At 63.2% G+C, this 24,255-nt stretch carries 21 protein-coding genes and 3 pseudogenes; 11 read left to right on the top strand and 13 right to left on the bottom strand.

From position 1 onward, the window contains the following. Position 1: 1 nt before the first annotated feature. The 3 genes from BN1188_RS19075 to BN1188_RS19085 form a co-directional block, all read right to left on the bottom strand. Positions 2-1,825 carry a glycoside hydrolase family 15 protein gene (locus tag BN1188_RS19075; protein WP_040263150.1) on the bottom strand — a complete coding sequence of 608 codons (1,824 nt, stop codon included), beginning with the start codon at positions 1,823-1,825 and terminating at the stop codon, positions 2-4. Next, on the bottom strand, positions 1,818-2,618 hold the full coding sequence (locus BN1188_RS19080) for a glucose 1-dehydrogenase (protein WP_040263152.1): 801 nt from the start codon (positions 2,616-2,618) through the stop codon (positions 1,818-1,820). Before BN1188_RS19080 ends, BN1188_RS19075 begins: the two co-directional genes overlap by 8 nt. Before the next feature lie 398 nt (positions 2,619-3,016). Continuing rightward, on the bottom strand, positions 3,017-4,072 hold the full coding sequence (locus BN1188_RS19085) for a DNA topoisomerase IB (protein WP_040263156.1): 1,056 nt from the start codon (positions 4,070-4,072) through the stop codon (positions 3,017-3,019). A 178-nt stretch (positions 4,073-4,250) separates the two neighbouring features. Here BN1188_RS19085 and BN1188_RS19090 point away from each other — a divergent pair, with 178 nt between their 5' ends. Both BN1188_RS19090 and BN1188_RS19095 read left to right on the top strand, forming a co-directional pair. Then, positions 4,251-4,877: a response regulator transcription factor gene (locus tag BN1188_RS19090; protein WP_040263158.1), complete on the top strand. Its 627-nt coding sequence runs from the start codon at positions 4,251-4,253 to the stop codon at positions 4,875-4,877. Further along, a complete protein-coding gene (locus BN1188_RS19095) occupies positions 4,871-7,189 on the top strand; it encodes a PAS domain-containing sensor histidine kinase (protein ID WP_052469379.1) in 2,319 nt (772 codons plus the stop codon). The genes BN1188_RS19090 and BN1188_RS19095 overlap by 7 nt, the downstream gene beginning before the upstream one ends. Here BN1188_RS19095 and BN1188_RS19100 read toward each other — a convergent pair. The 6 genes from BN1188_RS19100 to BN1188_RS19125 all read right to left on the bottom strand — a co-directional run bounded on the left by BN1188_RS19100 (position 7,113) and on the right by BN1188_RS19125 (position 12,736). After that, the gene (locus BN1188_RS19100) at positions 7,113-7,568 is read right to left on the bottom strand and encodes a metallophosphoesterase family protein (RefSeq protein ID WP_084596288.1); all 456 of its coding nucleotides are present in this window, start codon (positions 7,566-7,568) and stop codon (positions 7,113-7,115) included. The genes BN1188_RS19095 and BN1188_RS19100 overlap by 77 nt on opposite strands. Positions 7,569-7,603: 35 nt before the next feature. Next, entirely contained in the window at positions 7,604-8,449 is an 846-nt protein-coding gene (locus BN1188_RS19105) for a CopD family protein (RefSeq protein WP_040263162.1), read from the bottom strand. A 103-nt stretch (positions 8,450-8,552) separates the two neighbouring features. Continuing rightward, on the bottom strand, positions 8,553-9,842 hold the full coding sequence (locus tag BN1188_RS19110; RefSeq protein ID WP_040263164.1) for an MFS transporter: 1,290 nt from the start codon (positions 9,840-9,842) through the stop codon (positions 8,553-8,555). Between the two features lie 75 nt (positions 9,843-9,917). Next, on the bottom strand, positions 9,918-10,868 hold the full coding sequence (locus tag BN1188_RS19115) for a sugar kinase (RefSeq protein WP_040263166.1): 951 nt from the start codon (positions 10,866-10,868) through the stop codon (positions 9,918-9,920). After that, positions 10,861-11,637, bottom strand: coding sequence for a TIM barrel protein (locus BN1188_RS19120; protein ID WP_040264288.1), 777 nt, complete (start codon positions 11,635-11,637; stop codon positions 10,861-10,863). Before BN1188_RS19120 ends, BN1188_RS19115 begins: the two co-directional genes overlap by 8 nt. 73 nt (positions 11,638-11,710) lie before the next feature. Next, positions 11,711-12,736, bottom strand: a complete 1,026-nt coding sequence (locus tag BN1188_RS19125) for a LacI family DNA-binding transcriptional regulator (protein ID WP_040263168.1) — start codon at positions 12,734-12,736, stop codon at positions 11,711-11,713. Positions 12,737-12,946: 210 nt separating this feature from the next. Between BN1188_RS19125 and BN1188_RS19130 the strand changes: the two genes are divergently transcribed. From BN1188_RS19130 to BN1188_RS19145, 4 genes are all read left to right on the top strand, one after another. Next, a complete protein-coding gene (locus tag BN1188_RS19130) occupies positions 12,947-14,146 on the top strand; it encodes a glycoside hydrolase family 5 protein (RefSeq protein ID WP_088776247.1) in 1,200 nt (399 codons plus the stop codon). A 129-nt stretch (positions 14,147-14,275) separates the two neighbouring features. Next, positions 14,276-14,893, top strand: coding sequence for an antibiotic biosynthesis monooxygenase (locus BN1188_RS19135; protein WP_084596289.1), 618 nt, complete (start codon positions 14,276-14,278; stop codon positions 14,891-14,893). Between the two features lie 93 nt (positions 14,894-14,986). Beyond that, positions 14,987-15,655 carry a DUF421 domain-containing protein gene (locus BN1188_RS19140; RefSeq protein WP_052469380.1) on the top strand — a complete coding sequence of 223 codons (669 nt, stop codon included), beginning with the start codon at positions 14,987-14,989 and terminating at the stop codon, positions 15,653-15,655. Continuing rightward, entirely contained in the window at positions 15,652-16,377 is a 726-nt protein-coding gene (locus BN1188_RS19145; protein WP_052469381.1) for a YetF domain-containing protein, read from the top strand. The genes BN1188_RS19140 and BN1188_RS19145 overlap by 4 nt, the downstream gene beginning before the upstream one ends. A 12-nt stretch (positions 16,378-16,389) precedes the next feature. On the opposite strand, the pseudogene BN1188_RS19150 reads toward BN1188_RS19145, so the two are convergent. Next, positions 16,390-16,575, bottom strand: a pseudogene (locus BN1188_RS19150) (methyl-accepting chemotaxis protein); the annotation flags it as partial. A 101-nt stretch (positions 16,576-16,676) separates the two neighbouring features. Here BN1188_RS19150 and BN1188_RS19155 point away from each other — a divergent pair. Beyond that, positions 16,677-18,737, top strand: coding sequence for a M10 family metallopeptidase C-terminal domain-containing protein (locus BN1188_RS19155; RefSeq protein ID WP_040263175.1), 2,061 nt, complete (start codon positions 16,677-16,679; stop codon positions 18,735-18,737). An 84-nt stretch (positions 18,738-18,821) separates the two neighbouring features. Here BN1188_RS19155 and BN1188_RS19160 read toward each other — a convergent pair whose 3' ends face one another. Then, complete coding sequence (locus BN1188_RS19160) at positions 18,822-19,235, bottom strand: YybH family protein (protein WP_040263176.1); 414 nt, start codon at positions 19,233-19,235, stop codon at positions 18,822-18,824. A gap of 255 nt (positions 19,236-19,490) precedes the next feature. Between BN1188_RS19160 and BN1188_RS19165 the strand changes: the two genes are divergently transcribed. From BN1188_RS19165 to BN1188_RS19175, 3 genes and pseudogenes are all read left to right on the top strand, one after another. Beyond that, complete coding sequence (locus BN1188_RS19165) at positions 19,491-19,742, top strand: type II toxin-antitoxin system Phd/YefM family antitoxin (protein WP_040263178.1); 252 nt, start codon at positions 19,491-19,493, stop codon at positions 19,740-19,742. Then, a pseudogene (locus tag BN1188_RS19170) lies at positions 19,742-20,162 on the top strand (PIN domain-containing protein). Before BN1188_RS19165 ends, BN1188_RS19170 begins: the two are co-directional and overlap by 1 nt. Before the next feature lie 78 nt (positions 20,163-20,240). After that, complete coding sequence (locus BN1188_RS19175) at positions 20,241-21,014, top strand: ABC transporter ATP-binding protein (protein WP_040263180.1); 774 nt, start codon at positions 20,241-20,243, stop codon at positions 21,012-21,014. 163 nt (positions 21,015-21,177) lie between these two features. Here the strand turns inward: BN1188_RS19175 and yghU are convergent, their stop codons facing one another. Both yghU and BN1188_RS19185 read right to left on the bottom strand, forming a co-directional pair. Further along, entirely contained in the window at positions 21,178-22,023 is an 846-nt protein-coding gene (yghU, locus tag BN1188_RS19180) for a glutathione-dependent disulfide-bond oxidoreductase (protein WP_040263181.1), read from the bottom strand. 35 nt (positions 22,024-22,058) lie between these two features. After that, positions 22,059-22,965: pseudogene (locus BN1188_RS19185) on the bottom strand (LysR substrate-binding domain-containing protein). Positions 22,966-23,102: 137 nt separating this feature from the next. Between BN1188_RS19185 and BN1188_RS19190 the strand changes: the two are divergent. Further along, on the top strand, positions 23,103-24,128 hold the full coding sequence (locus BN1188_RS19190) for an alpha/beta hydrolase (protein WP_040263183.1): 1,026 nt from the start codon (positions 23,103-23,105) through the stop codon (positions 24,126-24,128). Positions 24,129-24,255 lie beyond the last annotated feature (127 nt).

Raw genomic sequence — 24,255 nt, forward strand, 5'->3', positions numbered from 1 at the left:
TTCAGGGTTGCCAGAAACTGCTGTCACCGCTGAGCTTGCGGTCAAGAAAGGTTGCCGCGCTGATCAGCGCCAGATGGCTGAGGGCCTGGGGCGTATTGCCAAGGTGTCGGCCGTTACGGTCGAACTCTTCGGCGTACAGGCCAAGGGGATTGGCGTAGCGCAGCAGTTGTTCGAATTCAAGATGAGCCTTGTCCAGTTCACCAGCGCGTGCCAGACACTCGACGTACCAGAACGAGCAGGCGGTGAACGCACCCTCATCACCCACCAGTCCATCGGTCCCCTCGCGGGTGCGATAGCGATACACCATGCCGTCGCGTACCAGGTCCCGCTCGATGACTCTCAGGGTCGCGATCCAGCGCGGGTCCGTGGCGCCTACGAAGCGGAACAGGGGCATGAGCAGCATGGCGGCATCCACTTCCCGGCTACCGAGGCGTTGCACGAAATGGCCCGCTTCGTCGTCCCAGAAGTGGGTCCATATGTCGTGGTGAATGGCTTGGCGAGCACGATCCCACCGTTCGAACGGAGCCGGCAGTGAGCGTTTGTAGGCCAGGCGGATGGCTCGGTCCAGGGCGACCCAGCACATCAGGCGCGAATGCAGGAAATGTTGCGGGGCGCCGCGCATTTCCCAGATGCCTACATCGCTTTCCTGCCACTGCTCGCACAATCGGTCAACGACGCGCTGGCAGTTTTCCCAGCCTTCATGGGAAATCGCCTCCCCGTATTTGTTGGCCAGGTACACAGCGTCGAGCAGCTCACCGTAGATGTCGAGCTGCTTCTGTTCATATGCCTGGTTGCCGATACGTACCGGACGGGAGGCCAGGTGGCCGGCGAGATGATCCAGCTGCGCTTCCGGCAGGTGCTTCTGACCGGCGATACTGTAGACGATGCGTAGCGGGGAAGGGTCCTCACTGCAGGCGCTTACCCGTGCGCGAACCCACCGCATGAAGGCATTGGCCTCGTCGCTGAAGCCTAGGCGCATGAACGCATAAACCGTGAAGGAGGCGTCGCGGATCCAGCAATAGCGGTAATCCCAGTTCCGCTCCCCGCCGGCCAGCTCGGGCAAGCCGAACGTACCGGCGGCCAATATTCCGCCGTGCTCGCGGGACGTGAGCAGCTTCAACACCAAGGCCGAACGCTCTACCGACTCGCGCCAGCGCCCACGGTAGTTGCTCTTGCGCAACCATTGGCGCCAGAAGGCCAGCGTCTGCTTGAGCAGTTCCTCGACCCGGCCTGGGTTGACCCGCGCATCGCGCGCATGGCCAAAGACGAACTGCGCATGCTCGCCGGCGCCAAGGTCGAAGTCAGCGATGGCGGTGTGCTCCTGCAGCAACAGGGGCACGGAGGCCGACAGACTGACGTCGATCTGATCCGGCGCGCTGAACAGCACGCACCCGTCCGCCAGCCGGGCTCGGGTATCGGCGCGGCTGTAATCGTGACGAACCCTGCAACGCATGCGAATCCGTGCATGCCCCTGCACCACCGTGACCCGACGAACCAGAAGCGGTGGCAGGCCGGCATCAGCGACCACAGGCATGAAGTCGGTGACCTCCACCACGGCATCGCGGCTCAGCCAGCGCGTTTGCAGTACATTGCTGCCGGGTAGGTAGATCTGTAAGCGACGGGCGTCGGGCAGGCGTGGCGCGACCTCGAACATGCCCGCCGCAGGAGTGTCCAGCAAGGCTGCGAAGAGCGAGGGACTGTCGAACTCTGGCCAGCACATGTAGTCGATGCTGCCGGTGTCTGCGACCAGGGCCAGGGCGCGCATATTGCCTATCACCCCATGGCGCTGGATCGGTACCTGGGCGGTCTTCTGGTCTTCAGCCATTGTCCCGGAACTCCGGATACAGGCTCATGCCCCCGTCGATGAACAGCGTGGTGCCATGCACGTAGTCGGACAGGTCGGAGGCGAGCCATACAACAGCGTTGGCCACGTCCTGCGGGTCCCCGATGCGGCCGTAGGGGATCAGCCGAAGCAAGTCTCGCGCGGCCTCGCCCTGGGTCGCCTGTTCGTTGATGGCCGTACGGATGGCCCCCGGGGCGATACCGTTGACCCGTATGCGCTGTTCACCGACTTCCTGGGCAATACTGCGCATGAGCAGGTCCACGCCCCCCTTGGAGGCGGCGTAATTGACGTGCCCGGCCCAGGGAATCAACTGATGGACCGAGCTCATATGGATGATCTTGCCATTGGCCCTGGAAACCCATGGCCGCGGGCCCTGGCGAGCGAATTGCCGCAGCGCGGCGCGGGCGCACAGAAACTGGCCGGTAAGATTGACATCCAGCACGGTGCGCCAGTCGTCCAGGGTCATGTCGGCAATGGCGGCATCCTTTTGCAGGCCAGAGTTGGCGACCAGGATGTCCAGCGCGCCGAAGGTGTCGATGGCCTCGGCGAACATGGCGTCGACCGCGTCTTCCTGGCTGACGTCAGCTTCGATCGCTACGGCTTGCCCGCCCGCCTCACGAATCTCATTCACCAGTGCTTCGGCGGGTTCGGCCTGGCTCCGGTAGTTCACCACCACCGCTGCCCCTGCGGCGGCCAGCGCCTTGGCCGAAGCGTAACCGAGGCCGGAGCTGGCGCCGGTGACCAGCGCAACTTGTTTCTCGAGTGAAATGTGCATCGGGTTGAGCCTCATCGCCAGTACTCTTAAAGGGGACTGGCCCACAGGGTGATGAGTTCAGCGGAAACATTTAGCGTCTCGCCGTTGCCCAACGTAGTGAACCGTCTGGAGGCACGACCATGACCAAGCAATCTCAACGCGAAGACCTTGACCACTCGCCAGGCAACGCCGGCAAGGTGGGAGAAACCCATAAGCAGCTGAACCAGCAGGGGGAAGCCCCTCGGCCGAGGACCGAAAAGGAAAATGGCAGGGGGGCCAGGCCTGACCAATGCCCCCCCACCGGCGGCTGATGGGGTGGACCCTAGCCCCGCGAACCCCCGCTCGCGGGAACCCAGAGGCTCGACCACTGGCAGGATAGAAAGCATGGCGGCGCCGTGAGCCGCCATCGGCCTTCACGCTCACACCCCCGCCTTGGTGTTCTCCGCGACTTCCAGCAGGCGTTCCAGGAAGGTAGCCAGGGCCACTTCCTCCAGCCGCAGGCCCTTGCGTTGCCGGGGCTTGGGTAGCTTAGCGAGCTCCCCCAGGGCGAAACGCTCGAGCACCGCCGGGTGTATATAGCATCGTCGGCAGACCGCCGGCGTGTTGCCCAACTGCCTGGCTACCTGCTTGACCATCTCCACGATATGGCGCTTGGCTTCCGGCTCCGGCTGCCAGTGCAACTCGCGAAGCATCGACAGTGCCAGTGCCGAGCCCGCCCAAGTGCGGTAGTCCTTGGCGGTGAAATCGCTGCCATGCAGGCCGCGCAGGTATTCATTCACGTCGTGGGAGCTTACATGGTGACGCTGGCCATCCTCGTCCAGATACTGGAACAGATGCTGGCCGGGCAAGTCCATGCAGCGCTTGATGATCCGAGCCAGGCGCTTGTCCTTCAGGCTGACCTGGTGTTCGACGCCGCTCTTGCCACGGAACTGGAAGGCGATAGCGCTGCCCTTTACCTCCACATGCTCGTTGAGAAGGGTAGTCAGGCCGTAGGACTGATTATCCCGGGCGTACTGGCTATTGCCGACGCGAATGAGGGTCGCATCCAGCAGCGAGATCACCACCGCCATGACCTTGTTCCGAGACAGGCCCGGGGTGGCAAGGTGCTCCTCGAGCTGGCGCCGCACCTTGGGTAGCGAGCGTCCGAAGGCCAGCATTCGCGCATATTTGTTTTCGTCGCGCACCTCCCGCCAGCGCGCGTGGTAGCGATACTGCTTACGCCCCCTGGCATCACGGCCAGTGGCCTGGAGGTGACCGCGAGGGTCCGAGCATATCCATACATCCTGGTAGGCCGGAGGAATGGCAAGGGCGTTGATGCGCTGGATCTGGTCCGCGTCCTTGATCCGCTCGCCGTCCGGAGTGAAGTAGGCGAACTTTCCGCGCAGCTTGCGTCGGCGGATACCGGGCTGGCTGTCGTCGACGTAATGCAGGTCGGGGGGCAGATCGGGAATGGCGGGTGCGGCGGTATCCGGCATGGTTGTCATGTCCTTCCAGGGCTGTGCTATGGACCGCAACCGCGTCGTTATTGCTCCCTGATAGAACTCTTCCACCTTTCCTACAAGCAGCTGGGACCAGTCCTACAGACTCCGCCAGGCGCAAACCGAATAATCACCGCACCGTCAGGTGATAGGCGGCATTGCCAAGGAGGTCATCATGTACCGGGCTTTGATCGTGGACGATCACCCCTTCATTCGCGCCAGTGTCGCCCTGCTTCTGGCCCAGGACGACATCGAGATTGCCGGCGAGGCCGACAACGGCCGCCAGGCATTGCAACTGGCCCGTGATCTGCAGCCGGACCTGGCCATCGTCGATATCTCCATGCCCTTGCTGGACGGTCTCACGGTGATGCAGCGCCTGCGCAGCCTGGCGCTACCCACCAAGGTGCTGGTGCTCAGCTCGCTTCCGGCCGAATTCTATTCGCTGCGCTGCATGAAGGCGGGCGCCTGCGGTTTCGTGGCCAAGAACAACGAACTGGGCGAACTGCGCAAGGCCGTGCGCGCGGTGCGTTCGGGCTACAGCTATTTCCCCAGCGTCACCCTCAGCAGCGTGCGCAAGGCCGATGGCCGACGATCGGAGCGCGAATGCCTGGCTGAACTCAGCGACCGGGAGATTCTGGTGCTGCACCACCTCGCCAAGGGCTACACCAACCGACTGATTGGCGAGCACCTGGCCCTCAGCGCCAAGACGGTGAGCAGCTACAAGTACCGTTTGATGGAAAAGCTGGGCGTGCCCTCGGTGGTAGGCCTGGCGGAAATCGCGAGGAGGCACCAATTGTGTTGAAACCTCCGGGGCGCCAGGGTTGGCGCATCCTGCTGCTGCTATTCATCCTGATCGCGGGGCTTGCCGCCACGCCCAGCGCGTCTGGCCAGGCGGCGACCGTGTACGCCCGCTTGCAGACTGCCATGGCGGTGCTTGCCCTGGGCGAAGCCGACGCGGTACTGGCCAGCGGCGATGCCGGGGCCGCCCGGCTGGGGCAGAGTCCGCCCGAAGGCCATGAGCGAGCGACCTTCCTGGCGCCTGTAGGCCCGTTGGGGGCCAGCGAAGCCCGATGGGTTGCCCCGGCTTTCGGGGTCGCCGGCATCATGCTTGGGCTGGCGCTGCTCTGGATTCACCTGCTCAAGCGCCAGGTCTATAAACGCCGCCAGGCCGAGCAAGCCTTGAAGGATCAACTGGAATTCATGCGGGTCATGATCGACGGCACCCCGCATCCGGTCTATGTACGTGACCGGGAGGGTCGCTTGCTCAATTGCAATGCCAGCTACCTGCAAGCCCTTGGCGTGAGTTACAAGGAGGTGGTCGGCCAGGCGGTCACGCGCATTCCCTTGACCGAGGCGCAGGCCCGGGAATACGAGACCCTGTACCAGAAGGTGATCCGCGACGGCGAGCCGATCGTGGAGGATCGTCATCTTCATCTGCAAAGCGGCAGGCGGATGACGGTGCTGCACTGGATGCTCCCGTACCGGGCCAGCAATGGCAGCATCGTCGGGCTTATCGGCGGCTGGATCGACATCACCGAGCGGCAGCGCCTGTACGACGCGCTGGAAGCAGCCAAGGAGGAAGCCGACAGCGCCAACCGGGCCAAGTCCCGCTTCCTCGCCGCCGCCAGCCACGAAATCCGCACGCCCATGAACGCGGTGCTGGGCATGTTGGAGCTGGCCTTGCGCAAGGCCGAGACCGGCGAGCTGGATACCCTGGCGCTGCGAGTGGCGTCGGAATCGGCGAGCAGCCTGCTCGAACTGCTTAGCGACATCCTCGACATCAGCCGTATCGAAGCAGGCCACCTGACTCTGAACCCACGTCCGGTACAGGTAGATGCCTTGGCGCGACAGGTAGTCCAGCTCTACCAAGTACGTGCGCGCGAGAGGAAACTAGCCTTGCGGCTGGAGGCGCAGAGCGACATGGCCTGGGGCGTGCTGCTCGATCCGCTGCGGTTTCAGCAGGTGCTTGGCAACCTGCTCAGCAACGCCATCAAGTTCACCCGGGAAGGAGGCGTTCGGGTTCGCCTGGCCGGCGAGGCGACGGCAAGCGAGCTGACGGTTCGGCTGGTGGTCGAGGACACCGGCATAGGCATACCACAAGGTGATCTGCAGCGTCTTTGTCAGCCGTATCAACAGGCGGGAAATCATCAGCTCTCCGGGCGGGCGGGCGCCGGGCTGGGCCTGTCCATCACCCATCATCTGTGTCGCATCATGGGTGGCCAGTTGTCGCTGCACAGCCGGGAAGGCGAGGGCACGCGGGTGGAGGCCCTGATGCGCCTGCCAATCTGCGAGGTGATCGCCCCGGAGCCGGCATCGGCCTCACCCAGTGTTGCACAGGCCAGCCTGAACATCCTGGTGGTGGACGACCATGAGCCCAACCGGCTTTTGCTGGCACAGCAGCTCAGCTACCTTGGACACCGGGTGGTGGTCGCCGGGGACGGCGCGCAGGGCTTGCGAGAATGGTGCGGGCGGGGCGGCTTCGACGCGGTCATCTGCGATTGTGAAATGCCAGGGCTGGACGGCTACGATCTGGCTCGCGCGATCCGCCTCGAGGAGCACCGCAAGGGCCTGACCAGGTGCCGCCTGCTGGCGTACACCGCTGACGTGGGCGGCGCCCCGCGCGCCCGTTGCCGCGAAGTCGGCTTCGATGACTGTCTGACCAAGCCCCTAGGGCTGGACAGCCTGGCGGCGGCCCTGGCGCCTCGGTCCGATGATTCCAGGGCCGACCCTCAGGCTCAGGCCTCAGCCCAGGGGGCCGAGGCCTTGCTCGCCCTGGCCGGTGGTTGCGCGGCTTCGGCCCGCCGCCTGCGGGAAAGCCTGCTCAAGGCTCTGCAGCAGGACGAACAACGCTTGCGCACGCTCCCCGCCGTCTGCCCGGAGATCGACGATGTGGTGCACCGGATCAAGGGTGGCGCGCGCATCGTGGGGGCGGTGGCCTTGGTGAAGTGCTGCGAAGCGGTGGAGCGAGACGAGCGCCCGGTGGAGGAGCTGTTGATGGAGATGGAGGCCTTGCAGCGGCAATTGCGCCAGATGCGGTTCAGCCCAGCGTCAACAGGCGAGCCTCAGGCCCCGTCGGGCCCGTCTCCAGCAACGCAACCGAAACCGGCAGCTTGAAACGCCGAGGCCCGGCGCTACCAGGGTTGACGAAAAGCACGCCGCCCTTGGTCTGGAGCAATGGCTTGTGAGAATGCCCGGTCACCACAACCCGAACCGAATCGGGCAGTACCTTGGGCACATGGGCCATCTCATGGGTGAGATAGACCGCCCAGTTGCCGAAGGGGATCAGCAGGTGGTCAGGCAGGCCATCGGCCCATGGCAGGCCACGGTCATTGTTCCCCCGCACTATGTGCAGAGGGGCCAGTTTGCGGAGGTCGCGAAGAATCTCGGGTTTGCCGATGTCCCCGGCGTGGATCAACTGCTCGCATCCCCGCAGGGCTACGATAGCCTCGGGGCGAAGCAGGCCATGGGTGTCGGCGATAATCCCGATTTTCATGGTCGAGTTCCTCTCGTGTAGACAGTGGCCGAGGCTCACGCCACGGGCGACAGCGTGCCCAGGAACGCCACCGCTATCAGCGCCAGCAAGCCGCAGCCCCATTCGAGCCCCAGGGTCAGTCGCAAGTTCGCCGGCGCTGCCATCGCGGCATGCCTGCGGTGCCACAGGGCCAGCGCCAGCATGCCCGCCACGGCCAGCAGCTTGAGCGCCAGTACCCCCGTGTAGGCACCGGCACTTGGGATCAAGACGCCTGTCACCAGCCAGAGGTTGATCAGCCCGCTGATGGCCATCGCCCATACCAGGCCGACCCCGTACCGGCCGAAGGCAAGAGCCAGGCGTGCCGGTTGTAGCCCGCGTGGTTGGGCCGCTATCCAGGCGAGCAGGCCCAGGGCGCCGAACCAGCCACCCACGGCGGCCAGGTGCACCAGTTGGTTCAGGGCTACCAAGGTGCCTAGCAGCCCTTGGCTGACACCGGTATGGCCAACCGGCGCCAAGGTCGCCACGGCCAGTGCGCTCAGTGCCAGTGCTGGCACCGGCGAGCGTTGGCCGGGCAGGCGCCACCAGACCAGCTGGACCAGGCAGATGACCACGTGAGCGGCCCATACCCGACCGAAGCTGGTATCAGACAAAAGCGTACGCAGGGTCGGTGCCGCGATGCCGGTACGCCAGCTCCCGGTCATTTCGGCACTGGTTGCCAGGAGCCAGCCGATTGCGCTCAGAAAACCCAGCAGTGCCACGACACACAGGATCGGGTCCATACGCTGGCGCAGTGCAGGCAATTGAGGCGCGCCCTTGAGCAACAGCGGGCGAAACAGGCTGATCCCGAACAGGCTCAGAATGGCGGCGTAGTGAACGAAGCGGAATACAACCAGGGCAGTCATGGGTAGGGGTGGTCTGGCCAGTGGGGCGGGCTACTTTAGCAGCCATGACCCCACCGGCCAAATCAGGTCCCGCGGGCGCACCGATGTTGCCCTGGCGGACTTGTCAGCCATGGGCGGTACGGGGCGCGACTGGCGTGACCGGGGCCGCTGCATCCCGCTTCGTCAGGCAGAGTGTGAGCACCGCCGACATTGCCAGGGCCGCGCTCATGAGCAGGTAGGAAGCGCCTGGTCCGCCCGTGCTGCCATTGAGGTAGCCTACCACCCAGGCGCCGGCGAAGGATCCCAGGGCGCCCATGCTGTTGATCAGCGCCATGGCGCCGCCGGCTACATTGACCGGGAGGATCTCAGGGACGATGGCGAAGAACGGGCCGTAGGGTGCATACATGCAGGCTCCGGCCAAGGTCAGCAAGGCATAGGACCACCAGAAATGCGTGCTTCCCAGCGCGTAGGAGCCGTAGAAAGCCAGTGCGGCCAGCAATAGCGGCGGCCAGACGAACGCCTTGCGGCGCTGCAGCCGGTCCGAGCCCCAGGAGCACAGTATCATCGCCACTACCGCGGCCAGGTAGGGCAGCGCCGACAACCAGCCGGCCTGCACCATGTCCATGTCCTGCCCTTTCTTCAGGATAGAGGGCAGCCAGATGACGAACCCATAGACCCCGATGCTCCAGCAGAAATACTGCACTGATAGCAGGACGACCTTGGGTGAGCGGAAGGCTTGGGCATAGTTCTTGACCGGTTTGAAACCTTGCTGCTCGGCGTCCAGAGCGCTCTCCAGGGCCTGGCGTTGCTGCGCGCTCAACCATTTGGCCTGCGCCGGGCGCTCATCGGCCAGGCGCCACCAGACAAAGGCCCAGAGTACCGCAGGCAGGCCTTCGATAATGAACATCCAACGCCACGAGTAATGCTGCACCAGATAGCCACTGACCACTGACATCCACAGCATGGTCACCGGGTTTCCCAGGATGAGGAAGGTATTGGCCCTTGAGCGCTCCGCGCGGGTGAACCAGTGACACAGGTACACCAGCATGGCGGGCATCACGACCGCCTCGACCACACCGAGGAAGAAGCGTATGGCGATGAGCCAATAGGCATTGGTGACTACGCCGGTCAGGCTGGCCAGACCGCCCCAGAGGATAAGGCTGGCGAAGATGAGCTTCTTGACGCTGCGCTTTTCTGCGTAGAGGGCGCCAGGTACCTGGAAAAAGAAATAGCCGAGGAAGAAGAGGGCGCCCAGCAATGAAGACAGCTGGGGCGTGATGTGCAGATCCTCAGCCATGCCCGAAGCCGCGGCGAAGCCGTAGTTGGCGCGGTCAAGGTAGGCCAGGCTGTAGGTGATGAATACCACCGGCATCAGATACCACCAGCGACGGCTGGCCAGTTTCAACGTATTCATGATCGCTCTCCGCGTATTGTTGTAGGTGGGCCCGGCTGCAAGCCGGCCAGGCGTCGGTGGCCTTCCGGCCCGGTGCTACAAGCTCAGCGCCAGCCTCGCCGCTTCCAGTTGCTCACGCCTTGGCAGGCCTTCCATATCGCCCTGGCTCTGTACCGCCAGGCTACCGATCCAGTTGCCACGACGGACCGCCTGGGCGAAACCCTGGCCCTCGAGCAGGGCGCTGATGACCCCCACCGCGAAACCGTCGCCGGCACCAACGGTGTCGATCACCCGAGCCACTGCGAAGCCTTCCACCACGCCTTCATCCTGAGCGGTCCGGTAATAGGCACCTTCCGGACCCAGCTTGATGGCTACGGCTTCCACCCCTCGTTCCAGGTACCAGCCGGCAATGTCGCGAGGCGCTTCCACGCCCGTGAGCATCTGGCCTTCGGCCAATCCGGGCAGCACCCAGTGGGCCTGGCAGGCGAGTCGATTGACGGTATCGACCATAGTGCGCTGATCAGCCCAGAGGGCAGGGCGTAGGTTGGGGTCGAAGGAGATGCTGTGCCCGGCTTCGCGCATCTGCCGGATAAGGCTGGCCGAGAGCTCCAGTGCTTGAGGGGACAACGCCGGAGGAATACCAGTGGCATGCAGATGGCGCGCGCGCAGGAGGCTGGGGTCCAGGTCAGCGACGCTCAACACGCTGGCGGCCGAGCCTTTGCGAAAGTATTCCACCGCCGGGTCGCGCCCGTCCGCCTCGCTGCCTTTGAGCTGGAAGCCTGTGGGCCGGGCGGGATCCGTGCGCACAAAACGGCAATCCAGGCCTTCGTCCACCAGGGTATCAGTGACGAAGCGGCCCAGTGAATCCTTGCCGACCCGGCTCAGCCAGGCCACGTTCAACCCCAGGCGGGCCAGGCCGATGGCTACGTTGCTGTCAGCCCCGGCGATGCGTTTGTGAAAGCGTTTCACTCTGGCCAGTTCGCCGTATTCGTCGGCCACGAACATCGCCATGGTTTCACCGAAGCTGAGAATATCGAACTCAGGCATGAGCGACCTCCCGCCCCAGGGTGGCCAGTTCTGCCACGCGCTCAGCCGCTACCCTGCCAGTATCCGCGCCCTCGAGAGGGTACTCGATGGCCCGTACAATGCCTTCAGGGAAGCGGCGAAGCAGACGCGCCCAGTCCGCCAGGTCATGACGTTCGGGGGGCACTGCCACCAGCTTGCTTTCCGGGTTCATCCGTACGGCCTTGCAATGGAGATAGTCTACGTACTGCCCTAGCTGGCCGGCAGCGCCCAGGGCAGACTGGCCTTGCCACTGCCAGTTGCCTATATCGAAGGTCATGCCCACTGGAACCTGGCGGGCCCGCGCGCCCGCGAAGAACTGCACAAGAGGCTCGATACGACCACCCTGGAAGGTCTGGTCGTTTTCCACCAGCAGCCTTACAGGAGAGCTCTTGAGTTGATCGGCAAGGGCCTTGAAATCAGCGTTAGGCGTGAAATGGCCAAGAGAGACCTTGAGCCAGCAGGCACCTGCCTCGGAGGCTGCCGCCAGGGCCGTTGCCAACTGGGATTGCGGGCGGTTGCTGTCGAGCTGCCACAGCTCCAGGGGAGAACTGTATACCAGGGTCAATCCCAGGGCTGAGGCCTGGCGTCGGTAGGCGGCGAGGTCCGCGTCTGGCTCAAGCAATTCTTCACGCAACTCCACGTGGCTGGCGCCCGCCTGGGCGACCAGCGGCAGGAAACAGGCTTGGCCTTGGGCACGCACAAGGTGCGCACCGAAGCTGGACAGGCTGATGGAAACGGATGATTGCATTATTGTTATCCTCTGAAACCGGTTACAGGGCCAGTCGAGTTCGCGACTCTTTGCCATCGCTGGCCCCAGCTTCTGGTTAAGCGTAGTGCGTTCTGCGCGGGGTGGAACTGCGCACAATCAGGCGAGCCGGTACGTCTATCTGTCGGCTCGGCCCGGTATCGCCCCGCAGCCGTCGCAAGAGGCATTCGAACGCCACTCGGCCAATGGCGTCGGTGGGCTGGGCCAGCGCGGTAATCCCGCCACCGACCAGGGGGTACCAGTCCAAATCGTCGAGTGCGATCAAGCCCACGGTATCGAACGCCTGCACACCCGCCTCGGCCAGTACCAGGGTAGCGGCCAGGGTGGCCACGCCATTGGCGCAGAAAAGCGCTTGGGGGCCGTTATCAAGGCCCTCTCGAAAATCTTTGAGATCGTCAGCCAGCGACTGCCCGGTGTAGAACACCCGGCCCTTGATGCCCGGCCTGGCGGCAATGCCTGTCTCGAAGGCCGCACGCCGTTCCGCGCGAGAACTGGCGCCTTCCAGCGGCTCCATGACCAGTGCGATGTCTCGGTAACCTCGCTCAAGAAGGTGATCCAGGGCTAGCGTCACGGCCGCGCCGTTGTCCAGGCCTACCAGATCGGTACCGAAGGTTTCAAGCTTGCGGTCTATGAGCACCACGGGCAGCTCACCGCGCAGCGCCTGCAATTGCTCGGCATGCCCGCCAAGCGTGATGAGTATCAGACCTTCGATGTTATAAGCGCGAAGTGCATCCAGCTGTTCGACTTCGCGGCCTGGATCGCGGTCGGTGTTGCATAGCACCAGCGTGTACCCATGCTGTCGGCACGCCGTCTCGACACCATGCATCACGGCGACGGAGTAGGGGTTTCGAATATCGGCCACCAGCATCCCGATCAGGCGGGTGCGCCCGCGCTTGAGGCCTCGTGCCATTTGATTGGGGCGATAGCCGAGGGTCGTGATCGCCTGTTCGATTCTCCCGGCGATGGCTTCTGAGAGCAGACCGCGGTCTTCACCGATGAAACGTGACACGCTGGCCTTGGAGACTCCCGCCTGGCGCGCGACATCTTGCATGGTGACCCTATGACCGGGGGAAAATCGACTCATGGCCTGTCATCCTTGTGGTAGTTGTCTGGACAGGGTGAAACCGGTTTCAGGAAACCCTAGTTCGCGTGCCGGGTCAAGCTGCCATTGGTCGGGCCAATCACCTCAAGATTTCCCCCTTTCCTACGGAAGTTACAGAAATTACCGGCAGCAATGGCCTCGTGGTCTCTTTAGCCTGTTGCTTTTCTGCAAAGAGGCGAACCCATGTCCAAGATGCTCGTGTTATGGCTGGCCCTGCTTGGGCTGGCGAGCCCGGCCACGGCGACAGATCCGCTGGGTTTTTGGGCCGATCCGCAGCGAGGGGCGAACAGTTTCAACCGGATGCCTCCGAGCCAGGCTTACTTTGATGCCCTGGCCGCCACCGGCGCGACCTGGGTTCGCCTGGCCTACGACAAGTGGCCCAGTCGTGGTCGCGATTTTCTCATAGGCAATGCCGATCATTACCAGGGGCTGGTCCAGGCTGACCTGGCCTGCCTCAGGGCAGTGCTCGACCGGGCACACAAGGCTGGATTGAAGGTAGTACTGACGCCCTTGTCACTGCCACTGATGCGCTGGGCACAGAACAATGATGGCCGGTTCGATGATCGCCTGTGGCAGACCCCCGCGAACTGGGAAGCGGCTACGCGATTCTGGCGGGACCTGGCCAGGGCTTTGAAAGGTCATCCAGCGGTGGCGGCCTATAACCTGATCAACGAACCGGCGCCCGAGCGTAACGGTGGCCTGGCCGAACACGCGTCGGAAGCCGAGATGAAGGCCTGGTATCAGAAGCAGCAGGGTAGCGGGCGGGATCTCAGGGCCTTCTATCAGACGTTGATCACCGCGGTGCGCAGCCAGGATGTTCGGATGCCGATCATGCTGGACGCAGGCTGGTACGCGGCAGCCGATGGCTTCGCCTATTGGCCGGGTGCGCTCGGGGATGGGCGAATCCTGTACAGCGTGCACATGTACGAGCCCTACCATATGACCAGCGACCCAGCCTCATTGAAAAGGCCCGCCCTCGCGTACCCCGGCATGGCACCCTTCGGCGCAAGCGAGGCGTACTGGAATCGAGAGCGAGTAGCCGCTTACCTGGGTAACTTCACCCGCTGGGCGGAGCAGGCCGGGCTGCCGGCGTCGCGCCTGGTTTTCGGCGAGTTCGGCTGCCTGCGTCGCTGGCCCGGGTGCGCGAGCTACCTGGAAGACGTCCTGAACGTCGCCGAGCGCAGCGGCGTGCACTGGGCCTTCTATGCGTTTCGGGAAGATGCCTGGGATGGCATGGACTACGAACTGGGCAGCGCGCCTGTGCCTTGGGAATACTGGCAAGCTGCGGAAGCCGGAAGGCCCGATCCTGTCCAGCGCCATGGCAGTGCGCTATTTGATGTCATTGGTCGCTACCTCCAGGGCTCGCTCAAGCCTGCGCAGTCAGCCCCCTGACCATGACTTTGTCCTGGTTCCGGCTAGACCGAAGCGCTTCTGCCTGGCATTGACGCAAACCAGCACACCCGTCCAATTCGCTTCCACTGAGCGCAGGCAAGCTATGCTTTTACCGGAGGAAGCGCAGCCATGGTGAAGCCCACCACCGTCGTTCACTCGGCCCTGCCGAGCAACGCCTCGGGCCCAGAACAGGCATCGTCCAACAGCGTGGTGACCTTGGTCATCCAGCACAAGGTCCGTCGCGGACAATGCCAGCGCTATGAAGCCTGGCTCAAGCGCACCGTGACCACCGCTCGGCGGCATCCCGGACATCTGGGCGTGAACGTGATACGGCCAGGTGAAGATGGCCAGGTCTTCACCTCGGTGCTGCGCTTTTCCAGCGCACAACTTCTGCAAGGCTGGATAGACTCCAGCGAACGCCGGGCCTTGGTCGACGAAGTGCTGCCCCTGCTGGAGGATGGGGACCATCCGCAGGTCCATGCCGGCCCTGAGTTCTGGTTCACCCCCAACGACCAGGGCGCGGCCCAGCCGCCCAAATGGAAACAGGCGGTGCTCAGCTATGCAGTCATCTTGCCGCTGTCCATCGTGATTCCCCTGCTCTGGCAGCCCGTTTTCGCTCGTTATCCGATGCTTGGCGGTTTGATTCCGAGCAACATGCTGATCACGGCGTGCATCGTCATCAGTGTAGTGTTCGTGATAATGCCCAGAGTCACCCGACTGTTCGCCCGTTGGCTGGCCGGGATCTAGACAGCCGTTCGCCGGAAGACGGGACTGAAAGACCGAACCCCATCGCGGGCGCCTCGCTCGTAAGTGAGTTGTTGTAGCGAAAGGGGACGTACCGTGGAATGGCATAGATTTCTGCTGGGCGAAGCCAGCCCCTGGATGTTGTTGGAGATCTGCGGCCGGGCGGCCTTGCTGTACTGGATGCTGATGTATGGCATGCGCCTGCTGGGGCGCCGCGTGGTTTCCCAGTACACCTTGTTTGAATTATCCATTGTCGTCACCTTGGCCGGCGCGGTGGGCATTCCGCTCCAGGCTCAGGAACGGGGCCTGCTCCCGCCGTTGATCATCCTGTTGGTACTCATCTCCATCCAGCGTGTGGTGGTGGCGTTGAGCAGCCGAAATCCACGGTTCGCGGTCGCTGTAGCCGGCGCTCCGGAACTGGTCGTCAACGAAGGCACCCTGGAGTTGGCCGCCCTCAAGCATGCCGGCTTGTCACGGGAAAAACTCTACGGCCTGTTGCGTGGCATGCGCATCCAACATCTCGGGCAGGTGGGCCGTGCCTGGTTGGAACCTTCCGGCCAGCTTACCCTGGTGCGCGCCGAATGCCCGCGGCCTGGGCTGTGCATTCTCCCGGAAATCGACGAAGAGTTGCGCCGCGCAGCCCGTATCGAAAGCGCTTGCTGCTGTGCCTCGTGCGGCCATGTCGAGCCCAGACCCGCCACGAAGCCTTGCCCTGACTGTGGGGCCGATCGTTGGCAACCAGCGGCTCGGGAGCTGGACGAATGAGCGGGCAGGGTGGCGTGACGACGCTGCATCGCTTGCTTGTGGGCGAGGCGCCTTGGGTGTTTCTGCTGGAGGTGGGCTGCCGCGCGTTGGTGGTCTATGCAGCCCTGTTCATTGTGATGCGTTTGCTGGGCAAACGCATGGCAGCCCAGCTGAGCATTTCGGAGATGGCGGTGATGCTCACCCTAGGCGCGGCCATAGGCGCGCCCCTGCAAACTCCCAGCCAGGGGGTGCTGCCGGCTGTGGTACTGCTGGGTTGCGCCCTGGTGTTCCAGCGGGGGCTATCCGCCTTGTCCTTTCGTTGGCGGCGGGTCGAAGTGGCAGTGCAAGGGGATGTCACTCTGCTGCTCAGGGACGGTCGGCTGTTGATGGACGATGTACGCGGCGCCGGGCTCACCCTGGACCGGGTCCACTCCGAGCTGCGCGGGCAGGGCATCGTTCAGCTGGGTCAACTGCGCCGGGTGTACCTGGAGTCTACTGGCCGTTTCACCCTGCTGACCTACCGGCAGCCTCGCCCGGGCCTGTCCCTGATCCCTGCCGCGCCAGGCAGGGAGCAGCCATTGGGCGACGGCAGTCTCAGCTGCACCTGTTGCGGCTACACCTCAACGGCCGATGCCGAAGGTTGGCCACGCTGCCCATACTGCGAGCACGACCACTGGCAACCCGCCGCACCCGTGGGTAGCCCTGAAGCCAAGAAGTCGACCGCCCAGGCCCGCAGCGCCTGATCAGCGTGCGGATCAGACCTTGAAGTGGCCTACCAGCTCGTTCAACTCCGCCGCTAGACGGGTAAGTCCGTGACTGGCCACGGTGGTCCGGTTGGCACCGGCGGCGGATTGCAAGGACAGGTCGCGAATATTCACCAGGTTGCGGTTCACTTCCCGAGCCACATGGGCCTGCTCTTCGGCCGCGCTGGCGATGACCAGGTAGTTGCCGTGCTCGAGTGAGGAGTACCGCACGCTTCGGATGCACAATTCGAAAAGAGGGCTAGAGTAATGGATCCATACCTTTGCCTGAAGGATTATTCATGAATACCAAGGATAGTACTCCGTTAGCCACCCATACCGTCACGACCGCGCCTGGCAGCATCCGGATCGATGTGAGCGGTTACGCCGATGCCAACCGCAGCATCGCTATCGACCAGGATGGCAAGATAATAGTCGGCGGCCTTACCCAGTACCTGGCCTGGGGATATCCCGGCGCTCCTGGAGAAGAAAGCTATGGTTACGAGCAGAATTACTCAGTGGTGCGGCTCAATACCGATGGCAGTGTGGACCGTGGTTTCCGCGACGGCGGGGTGAGTACCGTACCGGCGGCCTACGCACCGGAGGTGCTCGGCGAGAGAACGCTGGTGCAGGCCGATGGCAAGGTGCTGTTGGCCCTGACCCTGGACGACAGTGTCCAGCTCAAGCGCTTCAACAGCGACGGCAGTATCGACACCGGTTTCGGCGAGAAGGGCGTCGCCACCTTCCAGATTTCTCATGACTTCAAGGATCCGGACCTCAAGGTGCTTTCAGACGGCACCCTGGCCTTCAGCGCGCGAGGGCCGGAAACGACTTCCGTCTACCGACTGAACAATGATGGCAGCCTCCTAGACAGCTTCGGCGATCAGGGCAAGCTGCTACTGAACACGGTGGATGATCCGTACTATCGCGTAGGTACGGTGGGCGTGGCAGACGACGGTAGTGTCGTCATCGGCTCATGGAACCATGAAATCTCCAACGCCCCGCTTTATGTGCTGCAGCACTTCACCCCGGAAGGCAAGCTTGATACCGGTTTTGGCAATGATGGCGTTGTGGCCTTCAACGTTGCCCTGGGCCTGGAAGGCGAAGTCAAGATGGCCGTCCAGGCTGATGGCAAGATCATCGTTGTGGGCCAGACAGCGGACGATACGCTGACGAGTGTGTTCCGCCTGAACGCCAACGGCACCTTCGATACCAGCTTCGGTAGAGGGGACGGCCGGGTTGTACTTGAATTCGAGCAGCCCATGTCCCTGGCCGTGCAACAGGACGGCAAGATCCTGTTGGGAGGCTCTGACGACCGGGATCTGAAGCTGGTGCGCTTGAATGAAGACGGCACCCTGGATAGCGGCTTCGGCAGCCAGGACGGCAAGCCTCACATAGACGGCTACCTGGGCGACGAGGTGCTCCAGGGCACGGGCGTGGCCGAGGTGGTCGATGGGCATGCTGGCGATGATGTATTGCAAGGAAACGGTGGGCGAGACCTGCTACAGGGTGGCGCAGGGGCGGATGTCTTTCGCTACGCTGAATTGAGCGATAGCTACCGTACCGCTACCCAGAACAACAGCGATCGAATCTCTGACTTTGACGCCAGCGAGGACCGTATCGACCTCACTGCCCTGGGCTTCACCGGCATCGGCAACGGCCATGACGGCACCCTGGCTATCCAGGCCAGTGCCGACGGCAGCCGCACCTACCTGAAAAGCTACGATGTCGACGGGGCAGGGCATCGCTTCGAATTGGCCCTGAACGGCAACCTGGTGGGGCAGTTGAATGAAACCAATCTGATCTTCACCGCACCTTCCTTGGAAGGAACGTCCGCGAAGGATGTGATCACAGGCTCGGCCCTGTCGGAAGTCATCCTTGGGCTGGACGGTAACGACCGTATCAACGCTGGCGCCGGCGCGGATGTAATCATCGGCGGGCGGGGGGCGGATCGGTTGGAGGGTGGTGACCGGGCGGACATCGACATCCTTTTTGACAACGCGGAAAATGCCGATATATTCCGCTACACCTCGGTCGAGGACAGCTACCGGATCGATACCCAGAGTTTCGTCGACCTGATCGTCAATATGACCGTAAGAGACAAGATCGACGTGTCGGCCCTCGGCTATACAGGGTTTGGCGATGGCACCGGCGATACGCTAAGGATGGTGTACAACGCCCAGCTGGAACGTACCTACCTGCAAAATACGGAAGCCAACAGCCAAGGCCATAAATTCCAGGTTGCCCTGGAAGGCGATTGGCGAGAAAGCCTCTACGACAGCAACATGATCTTTGCCTCGCCGGAGCCCGTCGCCCTGGTGGGCGTGACTACGGTGGCCGACGAGCAGCACTTGATCGGCTGACCTCATCCAGGCGGTCTTACCCATCCCCCGTCGCGCAGCCCGTTATCAGCGAGCGGTGGGGTAATGGGCATTGCGCGGCAGGACCTATGCCTGACCGACTGGCCTCGGCGAAAGGTGCTCATGCACCGCCAGCCAGCCGCCCTCGGGCTGGCGATGGAATACGATGGTTTCGCGTTCCAGGCTGTCGCTGAGGGTTCCGGCCAGGCTTACGCGTGTGGCTACTTCATGAATGAAGATCGCTACATCCCCCAGAACGCTCACCCGCGGTTCCCGGGACTCACAGGCCAGCACTCGCAGGCCGTCCTCTTGCCAGCCGTCCCACAACGCCCTATAGGTCGCCCGGTCGCTTAGAACCTCCCCGGTGGTATGGAACACGAATGTCGCCTGCGGACTGAAAGCGGCAAAATAGCGCTCGGTGTCATTGCTGGCGAATGCCTCCACCAGCCGCCGGGCCGCTTGTAACACCTCGTCGTGGCAAGTATCGGTAGGTAAGGGCATAAGCATGTCCTGGTGCATGACGGTCGGCCTTGGCTTTTATGATGGCTCGATTTTGCCGCTTGGCCTGGGAACGTCACATACGCCCCAGCAAATAATCACTTCAGTCGACGCCAAACAGAGACATCTGGCTTTGGCGGCACACCCTTGGTAGCCGCGGGGGCGCTGGCGTGGATTCAACGATCCTGCCGCTGGGCGAATGCCTGGATCATAGGCTTCAGATGTAGTAACGTTGCTACCCCAGCTTGGGAGATAGCCATGCCTACTACCGTCTCCAGTCGCGCCTTCAATCAGGACACCAGCAGGGCCAAGAAAGCCACTGCCCAAGGCCCGGTATTCATCACGGACCGTGGCCGGCCGGCCCATGTATTGCTCACCATGGAGGACTATGAGCGCCTGTCCGGCCCCTCCATCAGTATCGATCAGCTTTTGGCAATGTCCGAAGACGATACTATCGAGTTCGATCCACCGCCCCTGAGCCTGGCTCTGACCCCGGCAAGCTTCGACTGATGTTCCTGCTTGATACGAATGTCGTTTCCGAGCTGCGCAAGGCGTCATCGCGACGAGCTGATCCCGGCGTGCTGGAGTGGGCACGCAAGGTACCGGTCAATACCCTGTTCATTTCCGTTGTGTCGCTCATGGAGCTGCGTATCGGTATAGGCCTGGTCGCGCGTCGCGACCCCGAACAGGCGACGGCCCTGAGTCGATGGTTCGAAACCCCAGGTATTGCCGGGCTTCCGGGAGCGGATCTTGCCTATCGACCTCGGCGTCGCGCTCAAATGCGCGGGCTTGCATGTGCCTGACCCGCGCCCCGAGCGCGACGCGCTGATCGCGGCAACCGCCTTGGCTCACGGTCTGATCGTGGTCACTCGCAATATCAAGGACTTCCGGGACACCGGGGCGACTACCTACAACCCCTGGTCAGCCTGACCTGGATGAAAAGTTACTTGAGCGTGTCGCGTCCTGCACCTATGGTCTAGAACCCTGTACCGGCCGCCAGAGCTCTAAATGATCGAATTCCACAACGTCACCGCCTTCCAGCAGCAGACCCGCGTGCTGGAAGGCTTTTCACTGAAGATCGAAACCGGCGAGAAGGTCGCTATTCTGGGGCCCAACGGCGCCGGTAAGAGCACCCTGCTCAAGCTGATCACCCGGGAGCTCTACCCGCTGGACCGGGAGGGCAGCCATCTCAAGCTGTTCGGCCGGCAGAACGTGAACCTCTGGGACCTGCGCAGCCGCCTGGGCCTGGTATCCCAGGACCTGCAGGACGACTACACGCCCTATACCAGCGCCCTTGAGGTGATCACTTCGGGCTTTTTCGGCGCCATCGGCGCCCATGGGCACCTGCAGCCGAGCGCAGATCAGCTTGTCCAGGCCAGGGCCATGTTGGCCGAAGTGGAAATGGCTGGATACGAAGACACCATGTTCCAGCGGCTATCCACGGGGCAAAGGCGCCGGTTGCTGTTGGCTCGTGCCCTGGTGCATCGCCCCGCGGCCCTGATCCTGGATGAGCCGGCCAATGGGCTGGACATGGGGGCGAGCCTGGGAATGCTCCGGCTGTTGCGCCGCTTTTGTGGGCCGGAACATGCCATGCTCATCACTACCCATCACCTGGACGAGATCATCCCGGAGATTGAGCGGGTAGTACTGCTCGCCAAGGGGCGGATCGTTGCCGACGGCCCCAAGGCAGAGGTGCTGACCAGCGAGCGCTTGTCCGACCTGTACCAGATCGACCTGCGGGTCAGCGAGCAGGACGGCTGGTACCGGTGCTGGCATCTGTGAGAGTAGGTAGGGCCGGCGAACACCTGTAAGGCATCGATGCCTCATTCGCTAGCCACTAGCTCCCACCGGACAGCCAGGCAAGGAGATCGAATATTTTCAGTTCAGTCAGTCAGTGGGAGCCAGCGCAGCTGGCGAATCAACTATTCGCCAGCATCATGGCCGGTTACTTCGCATCCAGATCACTGATCTGATGCCGCTCGGCCAATTGCTCGGCTTCCTCACCCCATACCCGATTCACCCGCCGACCGCGAACCACGGCGGGGCGCTTGGCGATTTCGTTGGCCCAGCGAAGCACATGGGTGTACTCGTGCACTGAAAGAAATTCCGCCGCGCCGTACAGATTGCCGCGCACCAGCTCCCCGTACCAGGGCCATACCGCGATATCCGCGATGCTGTATTCGGCGCCGGCCAGGTAGGGCTGGTCGGCCAGGCGACGGTTGAGCACATCCAGCTGGCGCTTGGCCTCCATGGTGAAGCGGTCGATAGGGTATTGCAGCTTCTCGGGCGCGTAGGCAAAGAAGTGCCCAAAGCCGCCGCCCAGGTAGGGCGCCGCGCCCATCTGCCAGAACAGCCAGTTCAGGGTTTCGGTCCGTGCGGCCACGTCCTTGGGCAGGAGGGCGCCGAACTTCTCGGCCAGGTAGAGCAGGATCGAACCGGATTCAAATACGCGTATCGGCGCCTCACCGCTCACGTCCAGCAAGGCGGGGATCTTGGAATTGGGGTTCACTTCCACGAAGCCGCTGGAGAACTGGTCCCCCTCGGAAATGCGGATCAGCCAGGCATCGTACTCGGCGCCTTGGTGGCCCAGGGCGAGCAATTCCTCCAGCATGACCGTCACCTTCACGCCGTTAGGCGTGGCCAGGGAGTACAGCTGGAGAGGGTGTTTGCCCGTAGGCAGCTCTTTTTCGTGGGTCGGGCCGGCGATGGGACGGTTGATACTGGCAAAGTGGCCGCCCGATGGGGCTTCGTGTTTCCAGACCTTTGGCGGAACGTAGGCAGTGTCGCTCATGCTGCAACTCCAGTATTGGGTAGGGGGAAACCAGGTTAGGCTGCGCTTGGGGCCAGTTCGTTCTTGAGAAAATCCAGGAACGCCCGGGTTTTCATCGGCACCCGGCGCGCGGTGGGGTAGACGGCGTTGATGGAAATGGGCGGCGCCTGCCAGTCGCACATCAAGGCGACCAGGGTGCCGCGGGCCAAGGCCTGTTCGACGATGAAGGTCGGCAGCAGGGCGATACCCATGCCAGCCTCAGCCGCTTGAGCCAAAAGGTCACCATTGTTGGCATGCAGCGGGCCGGTGACATGCACGCTCTGGGTTTCGCGACCATTGCTTAGCTGGAGGCTGACGCCGCTTTGCAGGTAGCCATAGTTGAGGAAGGCATGGCCGGCCAGCTCCTTGGGATGCTCCGGCGTGCCGGCACGCTTGAGGTAACCAGGCGACGCCACCAGTACCCGTGGCGCTGGGGCCAGCTGGCGAGCCACCATGGAGGAGTCGGCCAGGCTAGCGATACGGATGGTGACGTCAAAGCCGCCCTTGATCGGGTCTACCTGCTGGTCACTGAGCACCAGTTGCAGTTCCAGTTTCGGGTGCTGGGCATGGAATTTGGGGAGCAGGGCACCCAGTTGGGTCAGAGTTGGGTCAGGCCGAACGACATGGGCGCGTTTACCCGCAGCACTCCCTGGACCTCGGCCAGGCCGCTGCGGGCGCGCTGTTTTCGGCTTCATCCAATGCGCTAATCAGCTCCCGGCAGGCTTCATAGTATTCGGCGCCTGCTTCGGTCATATGCAGGCTGCGTGTGGTGCGCAGCAGCAACTGCACCCCAAGGCTTTCCTCGAGCGCCTGGATCTGCTTGCTCACCTTTGAACGTGGCACTCGCATTGCCCGGGCCGCCGCGGCGAAGCCATTGGCATCGACGGTGGAAACGAAAGCGCGCATGCATTCAATACGATCCACGGGATTGTCTCTAAAGTCGAATCAAAGAGTCTGGATTCTAGGTAATTGTTGCAACGAAGCGCCACCCCTAAAGTACATCCATGCCGAGCGACGACCACCCAGACCCGGCTCCCATTTCGATATAAGGAGATACAACCATGACCCTTTTGCGCCAAGCCCTCGTCACCACCGCGCTTACCCTGGCCATTGGCAATGCGTTCGCCGCCGGCCCCGACGCCATCGCCAGTCAGCGCACCCAGGCATTCCTGGATGCCCTCAACGCCGGTGGCGGCAAGCCGCTGGAACAGTTGCCGCCCAAGGACGCCCGCGCAGTGCTCACCGGTGCCCAGAACTCGGTGAAGGTCAACTTGGCAGGCACCGAGGTCAATGAGCGACGCATCGAAGCGAACGGCCAGTCCATCAAGCTGACCGTGGTGCGCCCGGCGGGAGTGAAAGGCGCGCTCCCGGCCTTCATGTTCTTTCACGGCGGCGGCTGGGTGCTGGGAGACTACCCTACCCATGCCCGGCTGATCCATGACCTGGTGGTAGGTTCTGGCGCGGTAGCGGTGTATGTGGATTACACCCCATCTCCAGAGGCCCATTACCCCACTGCCATCAATCAGGCCTACGCGGCCACCCGTTGGGTAGCTGACCATGGCCGGGAGATCAACGTGGACGGCAGCCGGCTCGCCGTGGCGGGCAACAGCGTAGGCGGCAACATGGCCGCGGTGGTCAGCCTGATGGCCAAGGAGCAGGGCGCGCCCAGGCTTCGCTTCCAGGCGCTGCTTTGGCCGGTGACAGACGCCAACTTCGACACAGGCTCCTACCAGCAATACGCCGAGGGGCATTTCCTGACCCGCAACATGATGAAGTGGTTCTGGGACAACTACACCACGGACACCGCCCAGCGGGCCGATATCCATGCCTCACCGCTGCGCGCCAGCCTGGATCAGCTCAAGGGCCTGCCACCGGCCCTGGTACAGACTGCCGCCCTGGACGTGCTGCGTGATGAAGGCGAGGCCTACGCCCGCAAGCTGGACGCAGCCGGGGTGCCTGTGACCGCGGTTCGCTACAACGGCATGATCCACGACTATGGCCTGCTCAACCCTTTGAGCGACGTGCCTGAGGTGCAAGCGGCCCTGCGTCAGGCCGCGGGGGAACTCAAGGCCCATCTGGCCAATTGAGGCCATCGCCACTCACCGCTACCAGCCCCCCCCCGGTTGGTAGCGGTGCTTGCATTGCGCGTGGATCAGCCCTGAGTTAAGGTCCGCAGCCTCAACGAATCCGCTGTTTAACGTTGCCTTTACGAAC

It is taken from the genome of Pseudomonas massiliensis (genome assembly GCF_000826105.1).
Classification (GTDB): Bacteria; Pseudomonadota; Gammaproteobacteria; order Pseudomonadales; family Pseudomonadaceae; genus Aquipseudomonas; species Aquipseudomonas massiliensis.

Excerpts from the sequence above, each read along its gene's own strand:
- yghU (WP_040263181.1), bottom strand. The coding sequence starts at position 22,023 with ATGAGCGACACTGCCTACGTTCCGCCAAAGGTCTGGAAACACGAAGCC.
- BN1188_RS19085 (WP_040263156.1), bottom strand. The coding sequence starts at position 4,072 with ATGCCGGATACCGCCGCACCCGCCATTCCCGATCTGCCCCCCGACCTG.
- BN1188_RS19165 (WP_040263178.1), top strand. The coding sequence starts at position 19,491 with ATGCCTACTACCGTCTCCAGTCGCGCCTTCAATCAGGACACCAGCAGG.
- BN1188_RS19100 (WP_084596288.1), bottom strand. The coding sequence starts at position 7,568 with ATGAAAATCGGGATTATCGCCGACACCCATGGCCTGCTTCGCCCCGAG.
- BN1188_RS19130 (WP_088776247.1), top strand. The coding sequence starts at position 12,947 with ATGCTCGTGTTATGGCTGGCCCTGCTTGGGCTGGCGAGCCCGGCCACG.
- BN1188_RS19105 (WP_040263162.1), bottom strand. The coding sequence starts at position 8,449 with ATGACTGCCCTGGTTGTATTCCGCTTCGTTCACTACGCCGCCATTCTG.
- BN1188_RS19190 (WP_040263183.1), top strand. The coding sequence starts at position 23,103 with ATGACCCTTTTGCGCCAAGCCCTCGTCACCACCGCGCTTACCCTGGCC.
- BN1188_RS19090 (WP_040263158.1), top strand. The coding sequence starts at position 4,251 with ATGTACCGGGCTTTGATCGTGGACGATCACCCCTTCATTCGCGCCAGT.
- BN1188_RS19135 (WP_084596289.1), top strand. The coding sequence starts at position 14,276 with ATGGTGAAGCCCACCACCGTCGTTCACTCGGCCCTGCCGAGCAACGCC.
- BN1188_RS19145 (WP_052469381.1), top strand. The coding sequence starts at position 15,652 with ATGAGCGGGCAGGGTGGCGTGACGACGCTGCATCGCTTGCTTGTGGGC.
- BN1188_RS19115 (WP_040263166.1), bottom strand. The coding sequence starts at position 10,868 with ATGCCTGAGTTCGATATTCTCAGCTTCGGTGAAACCATGGCGATGTTC.
- BN1188_RS19155 (WP_040263175.1), top strand. The coding sequence starts at position 16,677 with ATGAATACCAAGGATAGTACTCCGTTAGCCACCCATACCGTCACGACC.
- BN1188_RS19125 (WP_040263168.1), bottom strand. The coding sequence starts at position 12,736 with ATGAGTCGATTTTCCCCCGGTCATAGGGTCACCATGCAAGATGTCGCG.
- BN1188_RS19080 (WP_040263152.1), bottom strand. The coding sequence starts at position 2,618 with ATGCACATTTCACTCGAGAAACAAGTTGCGCTGGTCACCGGCGCCAGC.
- BN1188_RS19110 (WP_040263164.1), bottom strand. The coding sequence starts at position 9,842 with ATGAATACGTTGAAACTGGCCAGCCGTCGCTGGTGGTATCTGATGCCG.
- BN1188_RS19160 (WP_040263176.1), bottom strand. The coding sequence starts at position 19,235 with ATGCCCTTACCTACCGATACTTGCCACGACGAGGTGTTACAAGCGGCC.
- BN1188_RS19175 (WP_040263180.1), top strand. The coding sequence starts at position 20,241 with ATGATCGAATTCCACAACGTCACCGCCTTCCAGCAGCAGACCCGCGTG.
- BN1188_RS19075 (WP_040263150.1), bottom strand. The coding sequence starts at position 1,825 with ATGGCTGAAGACCAGAAGACCGCCCAGGTACCGATCCAGCGCCATGGG.